14 protein-coding genes and 1 pseudogene are annotated in these 20,962 nt (G+C 40.9%); 12 read left to right on the forward strand and 3 right to left on the reverse strand.

The features are described 5' to 3' along the window. The first annotated feature begins 88 nt into the window (after nt 1-88). A complete protein-coding gene (locus tag ACM0OY_RS01965; RefSeq protein WP_414567209.1) occupies nt 89-919 on the forward strand; it encodes a metallophosphoesterase in 831 nt (276 codons plus the stop codon). 165 nt (nt 920-1,084) lie between these two features. Continuing rightward, the gene (locus tag ACM0OY_RS01970) at nt 1,085-1,918 is read left to right on the forward strand and encodes a metallophosphoesterase (RefSeq protein ID WP_414567210.1); all 834 of its coding nucleotides are present in this window, start codon (nt 1,085-1,087) and stop codon (nt 1,916-1,918) included. Between the two features lie 642 nt (nt 1,919-2,560). Here ACM0OY_RS01970 and ACM0OY_RS01975 read toward each other — a convergent pair. Beyond that, nucleotides 2,561-3,310, reverse strand: a complete 750-nt coding sequence (locus ACM0OY_RS01975; RefSeq protein ID WP_414567211.1) for a hypothetical protein — start codon at nt 3,308-3,310, stop codon at nt 2,561-2,563. Nucleotides 3,311-3,785: 475 nt separating this feature from the next. Further along, nucleotides 3,786-4,397 carry a J domain-containing protein gene (locus tag ACM0OY_RS01980; protein ID WP_414567212.1) on the reverse strand — a complete coding sequence of 204 codons (612 nt, stop codon included), beginning with the start codon at nt 4,395-4,397 and terminating at the stop codon, nt 3,786-3,788. 29 nt (nt 4,398-4,426) lie between these two features. On the opposite strand from ACM0OY_RS01980, the gene ACM0OY_RS01985 reads away from it, so the two are divergent. The 3 genes and pseudogenes from ACM0OY_RS01985 to ACM0OY_RS01995 all read left to right on the forward strand — a co-directional run. Then, on the forward strand, nt 4,427-5,524 hold the full coding sequence (locus ACM0OY_RS01985; protein ID WP_414567213.1) for a tocopherol cyclase family protein: 1,098 nt from the start codon (nt 4,427-4,429) through the stop codon (nt 5,522-5,524). An 883-nt stretch (nt 5,525-6,407) separates the two neighbouring features. Continuing rightward, nucleotides 6,408-8,063, forward strand: a complete 1,656-nt coding sequence (locus ACM0OY_RS01990; RefSeq protein WP_414567214.1) for an SUMF1/EgtB/PvdO family nonheme iron enzyme — start codon at nt 6,408-6,410, stop codon at nt 8,061-8,063. Between the two features lie 102 nt (nt 8,064-8,165). Next, a pseudogene (locus tag ACM0OY_RS01995) lies at nt 8,166-8,276 on the forward strand (four helix bundle protein); the annotation flags it as partial. A gap of 778 nt (nt 8,277-9,054) precedes the next feature. Here ACM0OY_RS01995 and dnaA read toward each other — a convergent pair. Further along, entirely contained in the window at nt 9,055-10,437 is a 1,383-nt protein-coding gene (gene dnaA, locus ACM0OY_RS02000; RefSeq protein ID WP_414567215.1) for a chromosomal replication initiator protein DnaA, read from the reverse strand. A 165-nt stretch (nt 10,438-10,602) separates the two neighbouring features. Between dnaA and ACM0OY_RS02005 the strand changes: the two genes are divergently transcribed. From ACM0OY_RS02005 to ACM0OY_RS02035, 7 genes are all read left to right on the forward strand, one after another. Continuing rightward, nucleotides 10,603-11,835 (forward strand): HhoA/HhoB/HtrA family serine endopeptidase, encoded by a 1,233-nt coding sequence (locus tag ACM0OY_RS02005; protein ID WP_414567216.1) that lies wholly within the window; start codon nt 10,603-10,605, stop codon nt 11,833-11,835. A gap of 145 nt (nt 11,836-11,980) precedes the next feature. Beyond that, nucleotides 11,981-12,508, forward strand: a complete 528-nt coding sequence (gene def, locus ACM0OY_RS02010; protein WP_414567268.1) for a peptide deformylase — start codon at nt 11,981-11,983, stop codon at nt 12,506-12,508. Between the two features lie 141 nt (nt 12,509-12,649). Then, entirely contained in the window at nt 12,650-13,837 is a 1,188-nt protein-coding gene (locus ACM0OY_RS02015) for a hypothetical protein (RefSeq protein ID WP_414567217.1), read from the forward strand. A 628-nt stretch (nt 13,838-14,465) separates the two neighbouring features. Further along, nucleotides 14,466-16,754, forward strand: coding sequence for a heavy metal translocating P-type ATPase (locus tag ACM0OY_RS02020; RefSeq protein ID WP_414567218.1), 2,289 nt, complete (start codon nt 14,466-14,468; stop codon nt 16,752-16,754). A gap of 82 nt (nt 16,755-16,836) precedes the next feature. Beyond that, a complete protein-coding gene (locus ACM0OY_RS02025) occupies nt 16,837-17,145 on the forward strand; it encodes a DUF5132 domain-containing protein (protein ID WP_414567219.1) in 309 nt (102 codons plus the stop codon). A 149-nt stretch (nt 17,146-17,294) separates the two neighbouring features. Continuing rightward, a complete protein-coding gene (locus ACM0OY_RS02030; RefSeq protein ID WP_414567220.1) occupies nt 17,295-17,876 on the forward strand; it encodes an HMA2 domain-containing protein in 582 nt (193 codons plus the stop codon). A gap of 1,182 nt (nt 17,877-19,058) precedes the next feature. Beyond that, nucleotides 19,059-20,843 (forward strand): hypothetical protein, encoded by a 1,785-nt coding sequence (locus ACM0OY_RS02035; protein WP_414567221.1) that lies wholly within the window; start codon nt 19,059-19,061, stop codon nt 20,841-20,843. The last annotated feature ends 119 nt before the right edge of the window (nt 20,844-20,962 follow it).

Here is a 20,962-nt window from a genome sequence, read left to right on the forward strand (position 1 = left end):
TTTCAACAAGTTGCCTTGGTTCCTACACACAATTCGACGATGTTTCGCTAAGCTATAAGCTCTATAATTATGGTTTATTGAACGTCTTATGCATTGGTTTTTATCTGGGCCGTTGAGTACAGAAAAATTGACGGTTAAGATTGCAGGGTTGCCTGCACCGTTAGAAGGTAAGAAGTTGGTGCAGTTGTCAGATTTTCACTACGATGGTTTGCGGCTTTCGGAAGGTATGCTAGAAAAAGCGATCGCTGTTAGCAACGAAGCTGAACCAGATTTAGTTTTATTGACAGGCGACTACGTAACTGACGACCCCGAACCAATTCACCAATTAATACTTCGACTCAAACATCTGCAAAGTCACTGCGGGATCTATGCTAGTCTGGGTAACCACGATATACATCACAAAGACGCAAAAGCAGAAATCACCAACGCGTTAACTAGCATTGGAATTCACGTCTTGTGGAACGAAATTGCTTATCCACTAGGAGAAGAATTACCGCTTGTTGGACTGGCTGACGCTTGGTCACGGGAATTTAATCCTGGGTTAGTTATGAACCAGCTAAACCCGAACACACCCTGCATTGTTTTATCCCATAACCCGGATACTGCGGAGATATTACAAAGGTGGCGAGTTGATTTACAACTATCTGGTCATACTCACGGTGGTCAAATCTGGATTCCTGGACTTGGGCCAGCAGCCTTAGTTTACAGCAAGATTGCCAAAAAAATACCCATGAAAGTGAGGCGTCGAGCGCGATTTGTGGAAGAAAATGCTTCTGTAGTCAGCCATTGGGAATGGGCCAAGGGTTTCCATCGCTTAGGAAAAAATCAGCTATACGTCAATCGTGGCTTGGGAACTTACCTCCCAGGACGCTTATTTTGCCGTCCAGAAGTTACTATAATTACGCTACAAGGCGAGTAGACGTGCCTTGAAAATAGGGACTGGAGACACTTAGTTTTGTCTGACAATTTCAACTCATTAGTTAATTATATTTGGAGTAGATGACATAAATTATTGCAATTTATCAAGTTGCATTTTGATTTTTGGTAAGCTGTAAGCGCTGGTATGAGGAGTATCGGTTGGCTTATGCATTGGTTGTTTACAGGACATTTAAGAGTAGATAAAGTAACGGTTAAGATTGCGGAACTTCCGACATCTTTACAAGGTACAAAGCTGGTGCAGTTGTCAGATTTCCACTATGATGGTTTGCGCTTATCGGAAGATATGTTAGCAAAAGCGATCGCACTGACTAACGAAGCTGAACCAGATTTAATTGTATTAACTGGTGACTACGTGACTGACGACCCAACGCCGATTAATCAATTGGTACTGCGATTAAAACATCTGCAAAGTCGTTGTGGTATTTACGCCGTCTTGGGTAATCACGATATCTATTACAGCCACTCCCAAGCAGAAGTTACAAAAGCGTTAACTAGCATTGGGGTGCATGTGCTTTGGAATGAAATCGCTTATCCACTAGGAAAGGAATTACCACTAGTAGGACTAGCTGATTATTGGTCGCGGGAATTTCACCCTGCACCAGTGATGAATCGATTAGATACTGTTACACCCCGCATCGTTCTATCCCATAACCCAGATACAGCCAAGATATTACAACAATGGCGCGTAGATTTGCAATTATCTGGTCATACCCATGGTGGTCACATCGTAATTCCGGGCATTGGGCCTGTGGTATTTTATTATAAAAAGCTGCTCAAAAAAATTCCCAAAAAATTACGGCGTTGGGTAACGCTTTTACTAGGAGACTGCTCGAAAGTCGTGCGCTATTGGGAATGGGCGCAAGGATTTCACAATGTGGAAGAAAATCAATTATATGTCAATCGTGGTTTAGGAACTTATAAACCAGGACGTTTATTTTGTCCGCCAGAAGTGACTGTTATTACGTTAATTAGTCATTAGTCATTGGTCATTAGTCATTAGTCATTGGTCATTAGTCATTGGTCATTGGTCATTGGTCATTAGTCATTAATTTAAATAAACGGTAAATGACAAGGGCAAAGAACGGTGCTTACTGGTCATAGTGCAATTTGAATGCATAATACTCAAAACAGAAACCGCCTGAAGCTACGATGGATAGATATCGATAGCTTGGGCGGTTTCTTAAAGGTTGGATAATTCAGAGCTAATTAATTTAACTAAAGGTGGACGCTATTCACGATCGCTTTACAAAAAGTTGCACATCCTTAATATATATTCCAACTAGGCAGGCATTTTCTGGCTGTGCGTTCTAAAACCTCCAAATAACTCGATGAACACAAGGCTAAAACACATTCAACGGATGCCACAACCTAAGAGCGATCGCCATGAAATTAGAGCAGGAGGTACAGGCTCTAACTTAAAAGTTTTTACTTAACTTTTAACCTGTTTGTACCTTGCTCTTAATCTAGCACTATGTTTGTTTAGTTACTATGTCAGTTTACTAAACTTGAATAGCATTAATTTATCGCAATAATTCTGAGATATTCCTTAAAGATTTGTCCCACTTGTTATATGTTGGCGTTAATGCCAGCATTATCAAGTGGGTTAAAACTTCAAAAGCCGTTATTGAGCAGAATCCCCAGTAGTACTACCTCCTGTGTTAGAAGAACCGCCATTAGATGTAGTATTTGACTTATCTATTTCTTGAGGTGGAGTGGTTTTAGAGGTATTACTTTCAGTTCCTGGAGTGACAGTACTAGTAGAACTATCGTTCTGGGAAGTCGGAGTATTAGTACTTGGACTAGTGGTTTGGCCTTGTGTCCCATTGGAAGTTGGCTGGGTTGTAGAAGGCGCTTTTTCCACCGGAGGTTGCTGGGGTGGAACGGTAATATTAATATTCGGTTGGGAAGGTGCAGATGGAGGTGTAACCTGTTGTTGTGGAACAGGAACAGGTACTTCTCTGGTTCTTTCAATGATTGTCGTTTGTGGTTGAGGAGAAGCACTAGGGGTAGGACTGCTATCACTCGGTAAAGGAACCAAGACCGGCACAGTACTGTCAACTGCTGTGTTACCGCGCTGGTTGAAGTACCAAACCCCACCGATAATCAGGCTAGCTAAGGATGTAATGATAATACCTAACAGCAAACCATTACTAGCGTTTTTCTCATCGCGTTCGGCTAAATTTGCTTGTTGGTATCTAAACTCAGAATTTCGACCTTGCACGTAACCTTTTTGGTAAGAGTTGGGATTGGTACTGTTGTTAGCTGTTTCAGTGGTTCGTGTCAGGTGTGTGTGAGTATTACCATTAGTATCAGTGTAAGATTCTTGCCTAACTTCACTGTTTTTTATTTCGCGCTCATTGGGCATAGACATAACTGTTGATTTAACTCCTCAAATTCAATATTTAGAAACTAAAGCTTTGTCAAAACAAGAGGTTTTGATGATGTGAAAAATGTATGTTGCTGATAAAAATTGAGTTTTATTTGCTACCCAACCGTTGGTAATTCTCAGAATAACCTCTGTGTTTAAACAACTGGCTCTATCTCCAGTGAGTTAATACTTAATCTAAAGAAAGAGTATTCTACAGATGGATGTTATTATGCTGTCATCTGATATTGAAGTGCAATTTGATTTTCAAAAATTTAGTAATTTGCTGAAATCATCTCAATTTTTAATTTGTTGTTAGACATCGCAGCGCGAAATTTTGATTGTCATGTCTGTAAACATGATTTATATCGAAGCGATCGCTCATACTCAGAAATCAGCAGCAAATCTCACTCTACTTAGTATTCCCAAGCATAAGTATTAACTAACTCCAAGCATGGTGTCGCTATTTGAATTACTAATCTCATATCCAACGCCGATTTAGGCGCAGTAAAGATTTGATTCCCTGACAAAATCTAGTTAGCAAAGGTTTAGGTTTTGATACACGTCTTGCTGATGAGGATCTACGCGCAGCACCTGGATTTATTAACTCTTGTTCTAACTGTGTAGCTTTATTTAAATCTGAAGCCGCTCTATATTCGTATCCTAGTTGAGAGCAAATTAACCCGCGATATTTATATGCGTCAATATAGTGAGGATTCAGACGAATCGCATGGGTAAAATCGGCGATCGCATCTTCATATCTTCCTTGAGTAGCATTCTCTACCCCTAAAGTATAAAAAGCTTCTGCATCCCAACGTTTGACAGATACTTTTGGGGGATTTTTGGGCGAAGATGAGGATGGATTTACAGTTGTGGGAGGCTCGAATGAATATTCAGACTTGAGCTTATTGTAAGCTGCGTTGATTTTTTTGATTTTTTCTTCTGCTTCCTGTTTTTGCTTTTGATTAAAAAAGCGATCGGGATGCCAAACTTTTACCAGTTTACGGTAAGCTCGCTTCAGCTGTGCTGGCGAAGCACCGGGTTCCAACTCCAAAATTTCATAAGCATGATTGATATCGAAATCGTCGCGCATACTGAAAAAATCAGCAACTATGTAAATCCATGTTAACTATTCCCCCAAATTTCCTTCCGTCAACCCAAACGCCCCATTCTGGTTATCACTGGGATGGAAGTAGTCGCCGCTTTTTTGAAGGTTGGTATTATCGCATCACCTTACCGGAAATTGGACAAACATTCGCTTTTATGTACTCCATCGAAGATCCCATTGGCGATAAACCTTACAGTGGCGGTGCAGCCCAAATCCTCGGTCCGGATGATGAGTATTTATGCCGTACTTTTCCGGATGTGAAGAAATTCTGGGGTAGCCGTGATGTTTTGGGTTTAGGACATTGGGGTAAGAATGATTTGCAAATTTCTCCCCTGTACCTGCTACCAACAGAGTTTGAGCATTATGTCCAAGAAGGCTATCAAGCCACAGCGACATTAAATCAGGGAATTATTCGCGATCGCGCCACTAATAATTATTGCCGTTGGGAGTATGAAATTCAACCAGTATATGGGTGGGGCGATCGAGATAGCATTCAACAGTCAACCGCAGGCTGGCTGTCATTTTTGCAGATTTTTGAACCTGGATGGCAAATTTTGATGGCTCACGGTTTAGCCAGCGGCAAAATTGACTGGAATGGCAAAATTTATGAATTCACCAACGCCCCAGCCTACGGCGAGAAAAATTGGGGTGGTGCTTTTCCCCAAAAATGGTTTTGGCTAAATTGTAACTGCTTCGAAGGCGAACCAGACTTAGCCTTAACCGCTGGCGGCGGACGGCGCGGTGTATTGTGGTGGATGGAATCTGTAGCGATGATTGGTTTGCACTATCAAGGCAAGTTTTATGAATTCGTTCCCTGGAATTCCCAGGTAGAATGGGAAATTCAGCCTTGGGGTAAATGGCAAATGAAAGCTACTAATTCCAATTACGAAATTGAATTGACAGGAACCACCGATTTACCTGGTACACCCCTACGTGCGCCCACAGCCGAAGGCTTGAGATATTGTTGTCGGGACACCATGCAAGGAAAGCTAAATTTAGAATTACGAAAACTAAATGGGACGAAATCTCAAATAATCTTAAAAGCAAAAAGTTTTCTTTGTGGTTTAGAAGTGGGCGGTCAGCCCTGGGATAATAGTTGGCAGTCTCAGTAAAAATGCTATAATCACCAACATGGCATTTTTTTGGGGCTGTAGCTCAGCTGGATAGAGCGAGCGCCTCCTGAATAATCGGGCATCATAAGGGAAACCTTATGAGTGAATGTGGTTGAATTCGGTGAACCCTAAAGAGTGAAAATTTCCTTCTTTCAAAATGCTTGCCTGATTGTAAAAAGTATCACAAGAGCTATTGATAGAAAGTAGGAGTGGTTGTGTGTTTACCACAGTGTTGACACTCCACGGGAATACCGAGCCAAGCTTGATTAAATTCAAGAAGGTGTAGAGACTAGGTAGCCACCACCTAAAGGCGAACAGCCTATGGTGAAGGTATAGTCCAGAGAGTGGGGAAACTCACACAAATCTGAAGCGCTAGGTCGTGCGTTCAAGTCGCACCAGTCCCGTAATAATCCGTAATTAAGATGTAGGGTGTGTTATGCCGAAGGCTAACGCACCTTCAATTTTTGACGGTGCGGCGCTTGGCGACAACATACCCCAATACTGCTCACTTTGTAGATTTTTAACTCGGAATTGGATTTGGGGAAAAGGTTAATGGTTCGACAAGCTCACCAACCGGGTAAAGGTTAAAGGTTTTTTCTTTCCCCTTCCCCCTTTTCCCCAAAACCCGACAAGTATTGCAACATACCCTACTTACTATTCTTTGTGTTTTTTGAGATGCGATCGCTTTAGCAACAAAACGATTAGAATTTGTCAAAAATATTAGGCATTGTTGATTTCATGTATGAAACCGATTGTGTATGATATCAAAATCCTTGTAGAGACGTTGCAATGGAACGTCTCTACATCTGGATTCTCCGTGAAATCAGGCAAAAATACTATAATTTGTGAAAAGCCTAATTTATCCTACTCCTAAAGACGCAAAATGACGGAGGCATCGTTGGTGTCGCTCAAAGTATTCTTTTCCTACTCCCACGCCGACGAACCCCTAAAGAATGAACTAGTTAAACACTTGGGTATCTTGAAACGGCAAGGTGTAATTTTAACCTGGGACGATCGCCAGATACCACCTGGAGGAGAATGGAATCAGCTGATTAATGAGAATTTGAACGCAGCCGACATCATTCTATTGCTCGTAAGTGCAGACTTTATACATTCTGAATACTGCTGGGATGTTGAAGTTACCACAGCAATACAACGTCACGAAGCTGGAGAGGCTTGCGTCATTCCAATTATTCTGCGAAGCGTTGATTGGGATAACGCGCCATTTGGTAAACTACAAGCTCTGCCCAAAAATGCCCTACCTATTAGGTCTTGGAATAATCAAGACGATGCATTCACAAATGTAGCTCAGGGAATTAAGTCTGCTGCTGAGAAACTAATTAGGGAGCGTCAACAAAAACAGGCAATTAGGGAAGCCGCTATAGCTCAGTATCGTCAGAAGGCTGAATATTTTGCGTCTGATGGGAAGATTTCTTTTCTGGAATTGGACATATTGAACGATTTACAGAAAAAGTTAGGATTACTAGATTCAGAAGCCAGTGCAATCCGAAAGAATGCATTAGAATTTTACAGAATATATAAAGAAAAGATAGAGACATACAGGTTATTCTTGATAAATTTTATAGATGAACAAGGATATCCATTAGATGAAAACGCTGAAACTGAATTAAAGGAATTCCAACAACACTATAAGCTTAAAGATGAAGATGTAGTTCGCATCAGGAAAGAACAAGAAGCAAAGCTTTTTACAGAAAATTTGGGTGATGGCGTAGTTTTGGAAGTAGTTCGCTTAAGAAAAGAACAAGAAGCAAAGCTTTTTACAGAAAATTTGGGTAATGGCGTAGTTCTGGAAATGGTTAAAATTCCTGGTGGTCAATTCTTGATGGGTTCCCCACAATATGAGCTAGAACGAAACTATTCTGAAAGTCCACACCATAGTGTTACCGTTCAGCCCTTTTTCATGGGCAAATTTCCAGTTACACAAAGGCAATGGGCTATTGTAGCTGCGGTGGAAAAGGTAAATATTGATTTAAATCCCGACCCCTCATACTTCAAAGGCGCTAATCGACCTGTTGAGAATGTATCCTGGGATGATGTGATTGAGTTTTGTGCCAGATTGTCTAACAAGACTGGGAAAATCTATCGCTTGCCTAGTGAAGCAGAATGGGAATATGCTTGTCGTGCGGGAACGACTACCCCATTTTATTGTGGTGAGACTATTACGACTGATTTGGCAAATTATAACGGAAAGTACACCTATAATTCTGGGTCAATGGGTGAATTTCGTGAGCAAACAACGTATGTTGGAAAATTTCCACCAAATCCTTTTGGCTTATTTGATATGCATGGTAATGTATGGGAATGGTGTCAAGATACTTGGCACGAAAATTATTACAACGCAGCCCCAACAGACGCTAGCCCTTGGATAAGCGATAGTAAAGAACGGCTACTGCGTGGTGGTTCGTGGAACAGTAATCCTTGGATCTGCCGTTCAGCGTTTCGGGGTAAGTGGGCGAGTGTTGTTCGGAACGACCGCTTAGGTTTTCGGGTTGCGGTTACTGTTTTCATCACGACTTAGTAGCCCTTTACACTCTTGTACTTTTGCACTCTTCGCTTTTTTCTTTTCCTTTCTTTAATTTTCTCGCGCTCTCCGGGATCAAATTTTTTGAGCTATTTTTGAATGAGTGATTTGCCAACCATACAGAAAACATACGATTTAATCAAGTGGTATGTACCAATTTTAAATCGTCTGCCTAGAGATCATAAATTTTTACTGGGAAATCGGATAATTACATAGGACTTACGCAACGCCGATATTGTCATTGCGACCGAAACTGAGTCTAGGGAAGCAATCCCAGCGTCAGGGGGGATTACTTCGCTATCGCTCGTAATGACGAAATTACGTTATTTTTGCGTAAGTCATGTTACAGAATTATCGGCTTTAAATGTACCTATTAAATATATATATAGTAGTCCTAAATCATTGGTAAAAATTTTAGGTTGTAAACTTTTATCTACTCAGTGAGTGCGATCGCAGTTGGTTAATAGAAAGTGCGTAGAAGCTTTACTTCTAGTCGTTAGACATCGCCACAATCTCTTAAATAATACTAAAATAGTAGCTAAGATCACATAACCTTTTGTTAACCTAATTTTAGATTGTGAATTAACGCAAATTATTTGTTTTTGTTTGCAAACAGCGAAAAAGCTGATCATGTAAGTTTTCTGACTTGGAGCGTAGTGCTACTAGCGATCGCCATTATTGTGGAAAGTGTGGAAAACCTGTCACAATTTGTATGGTTATCGGAATTCAATAAGTTAAATACCTGTGGAAAACTTGTGGAAAAACTACCATGTTTTTCCACAAGGTAATTATACTTAATTAAGTTTTATCAAATAAATCTCAAGTTTTCCACAGATTTTTCCCCAAAAAGTAAGATTTTTTCCACAATCTAACTAAAATTTAATCAATCTTTATACGTTACTTAATATTTTTGACCAATTGTTTAGCTTTGATGGTTAATGATTAAGGCGCAGGCTGTGGAAAACTTTAAAGTCAGAATTCTCAATTGTTACGAAGATTTTTGGGGGCGGCTTTTCATATTAATGCGATCGCTCAGTTGGCGCAGTGTTTGTGCTAAAGTGCGATCGCTCTCCTGAAGTTGAGCAATTTTGTCACAGCTGTAAATCACCGTTGTATGGTCTTTACCACCAAACTCCTCCCCAATTCTCGGCAAACTCAAAGGCGTGTGTTGACGCATGAGATACATTCCAATTTGACGGGCCCAGCTAATTTCCCGACGTCGTGAATTACCTTTGAGTTCATCGATTGGAATATCAAAATTCTCAGCTACAACTGTCAAAATTGCTTCTGGGGTAGCTACTACTTTTTCATTAGGTGGCTCTAAAACTGGAGCGATATTTTCCACCGTCATCGGTAAACCCCAAATAGAAATATAAGCCACAGCCCGAATTAACGCTCCTTCTAATTCTCGAATATTAGAAGTATAGTTAGAAGCAATATACTCAACCACATCACGAGGCAGACGAATATTTTCATACTCGGCTTTTTTCTGGAGAATCGCCATTCTTGTTTCTAAATCTGGCGTTTGAACATCTGCGATTAACCCCATAGAAAACCGAGAACAAAGACGTTCTTGTAAACTAGGAATTTGGTTAGGGGGACGGTCAGAAGCAATCACAACTTGTTTCCCTGCTTCATGTAAAGTATTAAAAGTATGAAAAAATTCTTCTTGAGTGTATTCCTTACCTTCCAGAAACTGAATATCGTCAACTAATAAAACATCAGCGGCTCGATAATGCTCTCGAAAACTTTGCATACTATCCTTACGAATCGCTGTAATTAAATCATTAGTAAACTGCTCAGTCGAAACATAAAATATTTTACAACCAGGAGAAATTTCCCAACGATAGTGACCAATCGCTTGCATGAGATGAGTTTTTCCCAAACCGACGCCACCACATAAAAATAAAGGATTAAACTCTCTTCCAGGAGATTCGGCAACTGCCAAAGAAGCCGCATGAGCCATGCGATTGTTCGCACCAACTACAAAACGTGAAAAAATATATTTAGAGTTTAAATCCGTAGTTTTTTGGACATTATGAGAAACGGGTTCAGAAATACTGCTAGGATTTGGTGATTCCCAAGAAACGTCTTGTTCATTAACATGAGAAACTTCATCACCTTGAGCAACGGTAATGTAAATTTCCACATGATGACCCAAAATATCTTGTACGACATGAGCAATGGTGTTGACATAATACTTCTGTAACCAATTACGAGCAAATGGGTTAGGAGTACGTATCACCAAGCAATTATTTTCTAATCGTTCAGCACTAGCAGTTTTAATCCAAGTTTCAAAGGTAGGCCGGGATAGCTCAAGCTGTAGGCGCTCTAGTACCTGACTCCACAGACTTTCTATCGAAATTTCCACGATCCACCACCTTTGCTGCTAATCGTCACAATAGAAGAGAAAGCACCAATTTAGCATCCAGACACCCTAGATCTAGAACCAGCTTTTAAGTTGTAATCATTTTGGGACATACCCGGTAGGCAAGATCCTAACACCCACTGACTGACAAGGGAGAAGCAACGACACATGAAGACAACAAACCATGACTTAGCGCTTAAAAATATTAATACCAAGGGTTTGCCCCACAGGTTGTGGATGCTCTCAATCGTGGTGTTGCTAGGGAGCTGCTCTCTTCTACCTGCCAAAACCTTTGAGAGTCAACAAAACGATCCTCAAGCTCAAAAGACAAACGATCCCAATCCGTTAATTGCTCCTCCACCAATTATCTCATCGTCTGGAGATCCTAATTTTGTGGTAAAAGTCGTGCAAAATGTGGGGCCTGCGGTCGTTAGGATTGATTCTTCCAGAACAATTACTTCTCGTGTCCCAGAAGAATTTAACGATCCTTTATTTCGGCGGTTTTTTGGAGACGCAGTACCACAGCCGAGACAACGGGTAGAACGGGGTAGTGGTTCTGGATTTATCATTAATTCCTCGGGTCAAATTTTGACCAATTCCCACGTAGTAGATGGTGCTGATAGAGTGACTGTTACACTCAAAGATGGTCGGACTTTTGACGGTAAAGTCTTGGGTGAAGACGCGGTAACAGATGTAGCTGTAATCAAAATTGACGCCAATAACCTACCAACCCTAGCTGTAGGGAACTCAGATATTTTGCAACCAGGAGAGCCAGTAATTGCCATCGGCAACCCCTTAGGCTTGAATAATACCGTCACTTCTGGGATTATTAGTGCTACAGGTCGTTCTGGTAGCGATATTGGCGCTAGTGATAAGCGCGTTGATTACATCCAAACCGATGCTGCCATTAACCCTGGTAATTCTGGCGGCCCACTACTAAATACTCGTGGTCAAGTAATTGCCATGAACACAGCCATTATCCGAGGCGCTCAAGGCTTGGGATTTGCGATTCCCATTAACACCGCGCAAAGAATTGCCCAAGAATTAATCGCTAAAGGCAAAGTCGATCATCCTTATTTGGGTGTGCAAATGGTGACACTCACACCAGAAAACAAAGAAAGAATCAAAAATATCGCAGGCGATCGCCTAAATCTTACAGCAGATGAAGGCGTTTTACTCGTGGAAATTGTCCCGCGATCGCCCGCATCCTCAGCTGGACTCCGAGCAGGTGATGTGATTAAAAGCATTAATAACCAGCCTGTTACTAAAATTGAAGAAGTACAGAAGCTAGTAGAAAATAGCAAAATCGGTACTACTCTACCAGTAGAAGTAGAGCGTAATGGAAAAATTGTCCAACTAGCAGTCCGACCTGCTCCTTTACCTGTAAGACGTGAAGGATAAATGTTATTGGGGCATGGGGCATGGGGAGATGAGGGGGATGAAGGAGAATAATAACTCCTCAGTCACCAGTTTCCAGTCACCAGTCAACACTCCCAATGCCCAATCCCCCCATACCCAATGCCCAATTCCCAAAGGAGTTTTTCTGATGTCTGAACCAATCATTCAATTAGGCAATCCTACACTGCGCCAAAAAGCTGCTTGGGTTGATAATATTCAAGATCCAGGTATCCAAAAATTAATCGATGACTTAATGGCTACTGTTGCCAAGGCTAACGGCGTAGGAATTGCTGCGCCTCAAGTTGCACAATCTTATCGTTTATTTATTGTGGCTTCTCGCCCTAATCCCAGGTATCCAAATGCGCCAGAAATGGAACCTACTGCTATGATTAATCCTAGAATCATTGCTCACTCAACTGAAGTTGTTAAAGATTGGGAAGGTTGTCTGAGTGTTCCAGGTATTAGAGGGTTAGTTCCTCGGTATAAAACTATCAAAGTGGAATACAGCAATCGCCAAGGCAATCTACAAAAGCAACAATTAGCCGATTTCGTTGCTCGTATCTTTCAACACGAATATGACCACCTCGATGGCATCGTATTTGTAGACCGCTTAGAAAATACTCTCAATATGATTACTGAGCAAGAATACCAACAAAGAGTAGTTAATAAGACTTAATCGTAAATAATTCTTCAAAATGTATAGTTAAAGGAAAGTTTAAGGTATACTTAACCTAACGTTAACCTTTGGTTGGGTCTAGTTATCGGGTAAATGACCAATATTATTAGTAGTCACGAGAGGTTAAGTTCGCAGATGAGTATGTCTCCTGACTTAATCTCCGCTCATCGTCAGAGTGATGAAGTAAAATTAAATACGGGTACAAGCGGTGTAGCTGCACAGTTACAAGCGCAACTGCCTTCGGAGAGATTGGAAATTGTTCATGCGACTACTGGGCGGGTAAGAATCCGTGCTAGTGAGGGTATTTCCAAATCAACAATCAAAAATATATCCCAAGGCTTACGGCAGCAGTATGGAGTCAAGGAAGTTGCTGCTAATGAGCAAACAGGCAGTATGGTTGTCGCTTTCGATGAAAAAAAGCTGTCACTACCGCAAGTCTTGGGACTACTTGAACAATTTAATATTCACCAAGCTCAAGTTTCGCCAACCTCAAACAGTCAGACAGATCCCTTTGCTGCATGGAAGTCCCTTGATTTTTGGAAAGAACAGTCTATTTCTTTGATTCCTTTAATGACAGGGTTAGCTGTCACAGGTGGGCTGGGGATCAGCGGCTTGGTTTCGATCCCAGTCTATATGCTCACCGCAGAGGCAACTCGTAGGGTGATTGATTGTTTTGAGCCAGAAGCTTCGGGATCGGAAAATTCACAACAGTTAAAGGGCGGGCGAGACGCCCACCCCACAAATAAAGCAAATTCTTGTGGTCACAGCCCAGAGGTGCAAGATTTGAAGGGTCAGAATTTAACAACACCAGCAAAAATTGCTTACAGTGTAGTCCATGCAATTCCCGGACGTATCCGATTTCATCTGCCTCGACTAGCTGAGGATAGTGCATATAGAAAGAGGCTAGAGAGGTTGATCGACAATGATCCCCAGACGCTCAATGTGCGTGTGAATAGTGGTGCAGCATCGATCGCGATCGCTTATCAGCCTAGCCAGATTAGCGTCACCCATTGGGTAAATCTCATGGAGTTGGCTTTGCAAACTAATCCGCCTAGCGATGCCATCAAAGTTTCACAACCACAAATAGATTTAGAACAAGTGAGTCAGACGACACAAGCACAGACTACAACTGTGTTTGAGGACACAACTTTAAACGTGAGTCATACGGCACAATCAGACAACACAAACGTGTTAGAAGACACAACTCAACAAGAGAGTCGGACGACACAGGTAGAGAACACAACTCTAGATTTATCAAGTTTATGGGCTGATTTGAAGCCTGCAACTTTGTCTTATTCCTTAGCCATGATGGCGAACTTTCCGTTATAGACGGTTCCACACTTAGGAACACTGGAGGACAACAATGGAGGGTTCTAGCTCACAACTAGATTCAAGTACTCGCACTTACAGACAATCTGTAAATGTAGTTCATAGCATTACCCATAGACTTCCTGCCCAAGTCCGATTATGCGTGCTTGGGATGGTTGAGAATTTAGAATATCAGCAACGTCTGATCGAGTTATTGCAAATAAAGCGTCTTTGAAGCGGCAATATCGCACATAGCCGGTGTGATTCAATCTGCCACCGATCTAATGGCAGATATGGCAAGTGCGATCGCCTTTAGCAGAATTTAAGGCATCAACAAATCTCCAGTCCACTAACCAATGCAGCTAGATTGGAGGTCAATACAGTTCGTTTCAGTCTCGATCTCCTCTACTTTATCAGGGGGAGAAACTAGCCTCTGTTTGTCAGGAGGGTTAGGGGGATGTTTGAGGAATCAACATACCAATTGAAAAAACGATTGTGATAATTCGATAGTCAAAAGCGATTACTCATAACTATTTCACAATCTCAAATCCAAAATGGTATGAACTGTATGAAATTGCGAAATAGTTTCCTATGGTAATCAAGAGTCTGCTGAACAACTAACTTTGTAAACCTATACGAGATATAACGAATGGCACAAGTCACAGTTCAACCACCATCCCTACGAGTTCAAGCATCCCAGGAGATTGTAGAGAAACAGACTCAGATAATTCCTTTAGTCCAAAAGAATGGCAAAGTTTCTCTGGCTGATAGGAATGGACATTGCCGCACACATACTGCTCAAGTTTCCTACAGTGTTGTGCATCAAATTCGGGGAAGGATACGGTTGCGCGTGCCTCGATTACGTTACGATGCCGACTATGCTCAACGTCTTTTAGCTTTACTCGAAGCCGATCCCCACATTACTAATGTCCGAATCAAACCGACGGCGGCGGCGTTGGTTGTGAATTATAAATCTAGTTCAGTTGCAGATACGAAGGTGCGATCGCGTTTGAGTTATCTGATTGGGGCGGCCAATGAAGTCGCAATCATTGTACCCAAAGCCAACAATTCATTAGCTACCCAACCAACAGAGGATGCAGAGAATTCCTGGCCTGGGATGCAACTTTCGGCTATGGCTACCGGTTTAGCTGTGCTAGGAGGGCCGTTAGGACTACCGATCCCCCCTTTAATAGTGGCGGGAACCATTGTTATAGCCACGTTACCGGTCTTCCAAAGAGCAGTGGAAGGGATCGTCAAGCAACGCAAATTGAACATTGACTTTTTGGATTTTTTGGCGATCGCCATTACTACCATCCAAGGTCAATTTCTCACGCCATCGTTGATGTTGAGCTTAATTGAAATCGGTGAAAATATCCGCGATCGGACTGCCCGTTCTTCTAAATTGCAAACTCTAGATTTACTCAGTTCCTTAGGCCAATTCGTCTGGGTTGAACGCAATGGGATCAAAGAACAAATCCCCATTCAAGATGTACAACGTGGTGATACAGTCATTGTCTATCCTGGCGAACAGGTTCCAGTTGATGGTACTATCCTCCGGGGTAAAGCGTTGTTAGATGAGCAGAAACTCACCGGTGAATCCATGCCTGTCCTCAAAAGAAAAGGACAACCAGTTTTTGCCTCAACGTTGATGCGTGAGGGACGAATTTATATCTTGGCAGAATGGGTAGGTAATGACACCCGTGCCGGACAAAGCATCAAGTTAATGCAAGAAGCACCCGTCCATGATACCCGCATGGAAAACTATGCCATCAAAATTGCCGAAAAAGCTGTTGTGCCAACTTTGTTACTTGGGGCGGGGGTATTTGCCGCAACTCGCAACCCAGCACGAGTAGCCAGTGTCCTTACCCTCGATTTATGCACAGGAATTAGAGTCTCAATTCCGACAACAGTTTTAGCAGCACTAACTTATGCAGCCAAACACGGCATCCTCATTCGTAGCGGACGAGCATTAGAACAACTAGCAGCAGTTGATACACTTGTGTTTGATAAGACTGGCACTCTCACAAAAGGCGAAGTGTCAGTTGTGGGAGTCGAGAGTCTCAATCCTGCAACATCAGACTTGCGGGTGTTGGAACTAGCTGCTGCGGCTGAACAACGGCTGACGCACCCTGTAGCAGAAGCCGTGATTCGGTATGCCGAAGCGCAGCAAGTAGCGATCCCCAACCGCAGTAAGTGGGACTATCAATTAGGTTTAGGCGTGCAAGCTGAGATTGACGGCGAGACTGTTTACGTAGGTAGCGAACGCTTTTTGCGTCAGCAAGGCGTCGATATGGAATATCTTAATGGTCATAAGCCAGCAGACTCAGTAATTTACGTTGCTAGTAACAATCAACTTCAGGGTAAAATAATCTATAGTGATATTCTGCGTCCCGAAAGTCAGGAAGTAATTACCCAGTTATTGACAGTCGATGGCGTAGAAGTTCATATGCTCACCGGAGATAACAAGCGTACAGCTAATGCTGTGGCTGCTCAACTGGGGATCGCGCCAAAACATACCCACGCCGAGGCTTTTCCGGAACAAAAAGCGGCAGTTGTCCGCCAACTACACGAACAAGGCAAAACAGTTGCATTTGTAGGCGACGGAATCAACGATTCGCCTGCTTTAGCTTACGCTGATGTTTCTGTATCCTTCGCTAACGGTTCAGAAATTGCGCGGGAAACAGCAGACGTGGTGTTAATGCAAAATGACTTGCATGGTTTATTAGAAGCGATCGCCATCGCTCGTAAAGCCAAGCAAATAATTCATCAAAACACCAGTATTGTTGCTCTGCCTAACATAGCAGCAATGTTCGTTGCTGTGTTCTTTGGTCTTAACCCCTTAGCAGCGACAGTAGTCAACAACGGCTCAACAGTAGTTGCCGGAGTCAACGGTTTGCGCCCAATTCTCAAACCTTCACCCAAAAAAGCTCTACCATGAGCAAGATGATACAACTCTTTTAAGTAGAGTACGCTAGAACGCTTTACAACAATTTTTCAATCAAACAGGAGGAATTTTACTTATGGCACCTAAAATTACTGATTTCATTGAAGACGCCGGCCCTGTAGGAATTGTAGCTGGAATTGGCGCAGTTATACTGGCTCCCGTTCTGATTCCCATCGTTGCTGGAATTGGTAAACCCATAGCTAAGTCTGTAATCAAAGGCGGACTTGTTGCCTACGAAAAAAGCAAAGGAGCCTTTGCAGAACTTGGTGAAACCTGGGAAGATATTGTAGCCGAAGCTAGGGCAGAACTAGCTGAAGACAAGGAAACTCCAGTATTTGAAGCTGCAAGTAGTCCTGTTGATAACACCTCAGATAATGGTGTCTAAAACTGCACAAACAGGTATGGGGCATTGGGCATTGGAAGTTAGGAGTTAGGAGTCAGGAGTTAGGAGTTATTATTTATCCCCTCCCCCGCTCCGCCCCCACTCCCCACTCCCTTCTTTAAAATCCAACTCCAAATGAGGACGGCAGTTGTGTGTTGACAAATAGTCATGGTAATCTGACTGAGATGCCCAAAATTATTGAGCAAAAAGCTTTAAGCAATTTATCCAAACTAATATCCGCAAAAATTGTCAGCAATACCCCAGGACGGCTGCGCTTGAGAGTTGCTCTACCCCATCGTCAAAACGGTGAAATCCAACGCATTGCTAATGCACTCGCAGCGCAACCTCACATTAATCAGGTGCGGACTAATATTCATCACGGTAGTATTGCGATCGAGCATGATGCTAAAGATGATACTTTGAAAAATGTAGTTGCGACACTAACAGATTTAGGAGTTATTTTCGCCGATATTACTGAGGGTAACTCGGAGGCAGCTGTGGGCATTACAAATGCAGTTTTTAACTTAAACAAAAAAGTCGAACTTGCAACGAAAGGCGAAATTGACTTGCGAGTTATTTTTCCCTTAGGATTGAGTATCCTTGCTGTGAGACAGTTACTAGCTAAGGGTTTGCAATTTGAAATTATTCCCTGGTATGTGTTGGCGTGGTACGCCTTTGATAGTTTTATTAAGCTGCATGGCGTCAGTAAACCACAATCAACAAGTAATAAGTGAGCTAAATATTTTGCGAGAAACTGTGAAAGTTTTCTCCAAAATCATTCGATTTTACTATAAATGGCTAGGGGCATAAGCAGGGCGATCGCATCTTTTAAGAAGTAAAAAGTAAAAAGATAATCATCATAAATAAATTTAGAGATAAATTCGAGGTGAGGCTTCCGACCTAGACACTTGGCAACAAAACAGAGGCATCTCATCTGATAGCAGTTCATTTAAGCAGGGGAACCTTGTCAATAGACTGTCTCAACTTCATAAGAGAAGCGCAAGAGAAGAGACTCTTTTCCTTTTTTTATTTATGAGTGCCTTTTAACTTTTTAACTTTGCCTTATTTTGTGATCAGCCAACGTATTTGTTGGGTTTTTTGCCTCAAACAAGACTTGCTACTCTTCGGAAACGCCAAGGGTAAACAAGTTGGCACAGCCGCTCAATGCAGTGGCTACCCAACTTACTAATCGAGGTATCTTTCGCTTTGGGGAAGGTAAGCTAACCTGCCTTTAACTTGCATAATCTCTAGTCTTAGAGAGACGCGAGGATACAATTTAAGTGATTACGGGCTTATTACTATACAAATAATAGATAAAGAATTTTTAAAGATTGAAAATTATACAATTCATGTTACCGGAACTATGTTATAGATAACTATTGTATCAGTAAATACTCTTAATGACTGCATTAAAATATGAGCTAGTAAGCTAGAAGCATAGCAGACCGCCACCTAATTCGATAGCGTCAAAGTATACAGTGCTGCCATATAGGTTAAGACACTGTTAATTTCTCATAGCTTTGAAGTTACTGCGTTTATACCACGCTTCAGTACTTTGCTATACTTGTTTCCTGACTTAGCTCGTGTTATGCGTCAATATTAAGAGAAACTTGCCGATATTGATCTATTACACAGCAAATTCATACACGCGATCTACGCAATGTAATATTTTATTTAAGAAACAGGAATTGATGTTAATAAATAAATGGCTTTAAGGGACTGCTAATAAATCAATCATTTATTAGTCTACCTTACGACAATACCAAAGGTGAAGAATGAGATAGCAGTTTCAAATTCCACTGAGGATTAGAAGTTAATAACCCCAAGGAAACCTAAGCTTCTGAGTTTTGACTAGTTTCATTCTCACTTCTGATTTTTGGTTATTTAAAAGCACTAGACTTGATTTATAAAAAACTATGTCCACATCTCAACATCACAATTCAAAGTTCCTCCATAATTGGCCCTATTTTATATCGATTGTTATTCTATTAGTTATTTTTTACATTTATAGCTATTCAATATTCTCAGATAAATTATTTTTAGGAGAGGGCGATAAAGGAGGTCGCTTTTCGATAGCAATGCAGTTTGCTCATGAGCCAAGCAAAGCTTTAGATCTAAAATATTGGGTATCAGCGTGGCCGCCAGTTCCGTTTATAATTCAGTCTTTTCTTCTACGCTTGGTTCTTTTTTCAGTAACCTCGGATATTAGTATAGGTATCAAAGCTGTTGAATTAACTAGCGTTGCTTTTGTTTTGCTAGGTTTCTTTTTTATTGGTCGTTCTGTGGCTGTGCAAACGAATGAAATGACAGGACTTTTAGCTTTTTTAATGTGTTTTTGCACGCCTTTAATGATGAACTTAGCCCATACTCCTATGGCTGAAGCATATGCTTTTTTCTTTATTGCATTTGCTATTTATAATGTATTTTATTACATTAAAGACGAGAAAAATTTTAGTTATATTATAATTTCAATTTTGTCGTTCAGTTTAGCATATTTCTGTCGCACAGAAAGCCTATTTTTCTCATTATTTGCTGGAGTCTTGCTTCTAGGACATAAAAAATGGAAATCAGCTATATTGCTTGTATCTACGACAATATTAGTTGCAGTTTCTCAAATCTTAGGAGCGAGTTTTTTAATAGAAGGAACACATCTTTATGACAGAGACTTATGGGGAGGAAAAGGATTAGATAGATTAAAATATGCTAAAATGCTGCTTTTTTATTTTTTAAATGCTAGTAAAAAGGTTTTTGTTTTTTCTTTGCTCTGGATTATTCCTTTGATTTATTTAAAGTTCAGAGAGCGTAAATATCTCAATTTTCAGAATGTTACAAAGACCGAAGAAAATCTAAAAAATTATATTATTAATCTTTATAATAACTTTAATTTATTATTAGTAAATAATCCTATTACTATCTGGGTAATTTTCTTTCTAATTGCATTAACACTACCAATACTTTTAGCTCTGAAAGGTGCGATCGACCCATTATCACGATATTTATACTTAGCCAATATTTTTATAACCACTGTGATTGCTCTCGTTATTGCTCAAACTGTTGATGCTTTTTCAGTAATTAATAAAACCCTAGCAAAGCAGTTAGCTATTGCAACTCTTACGTTGGTAATAGTATTTTCTAGTACATTTAGTTTTGCCTATGCAAGTGGTACTGTAAAAACTCAAAAAGCACCATCCTCAATTAAGGAAGTTATTAATTTCATTTCTCTAAATAAGCCTCCAAAGACTCGAATAGCATTTGATTTTTTAGAGTGGCAAGAATATGGAATGGCGGCATACTTGCTAGATCCCGAATTGGAGACAGTTGCTACACAGTTTTCGCTTGTATGGACTGCTTTTCCGCGAGAAGTTGATTCAGAGATTACATCGTTATTACCTAAAAAATTCCAGGTTCCTGTACCTCAATCAACAGTTGAGGGAAGAACCGCTATTTTTCATGCCTATATTTATGCTAAGCAGCCTAGCTATTTGGTGATAGCAAGTGATTCTTTATACAAAAAAATAGAAAATTTTCCTAGAATCAAAGATGCAGTAGGATTTGGAAGAAACTATATCCGAAAGTATTTAAGTGCAAAAGACCAAACCAAATCAACATTCGAGTTTCAGTCTCCTTATATTTTCCCAGAAAAGAAAATAACCTGGAATAAAGTCTATGAAAATGAGTCATATATTATTCTAAAATCTTAGTTGGTTATAAAGGTTTCTGAAAAGTTAGCTCTGACTCTCATAAATAGTTCAAAAGAACTAAAACTTGTCCTAGTTAATTAAATTAACGTTCAATAAAGCCTCTCAATAGAGGTTTTATT

Origin of the sequence: Nostoc sp. CCY 9925 (genome assembly GCF_963920935.1) — a bacterium.
Taxonomy (GTDB): Bacteria; Cyanobacteriota; Cyanobacteriia; order Cyanobacteriales; family Nostocaceae; genus Nostoc.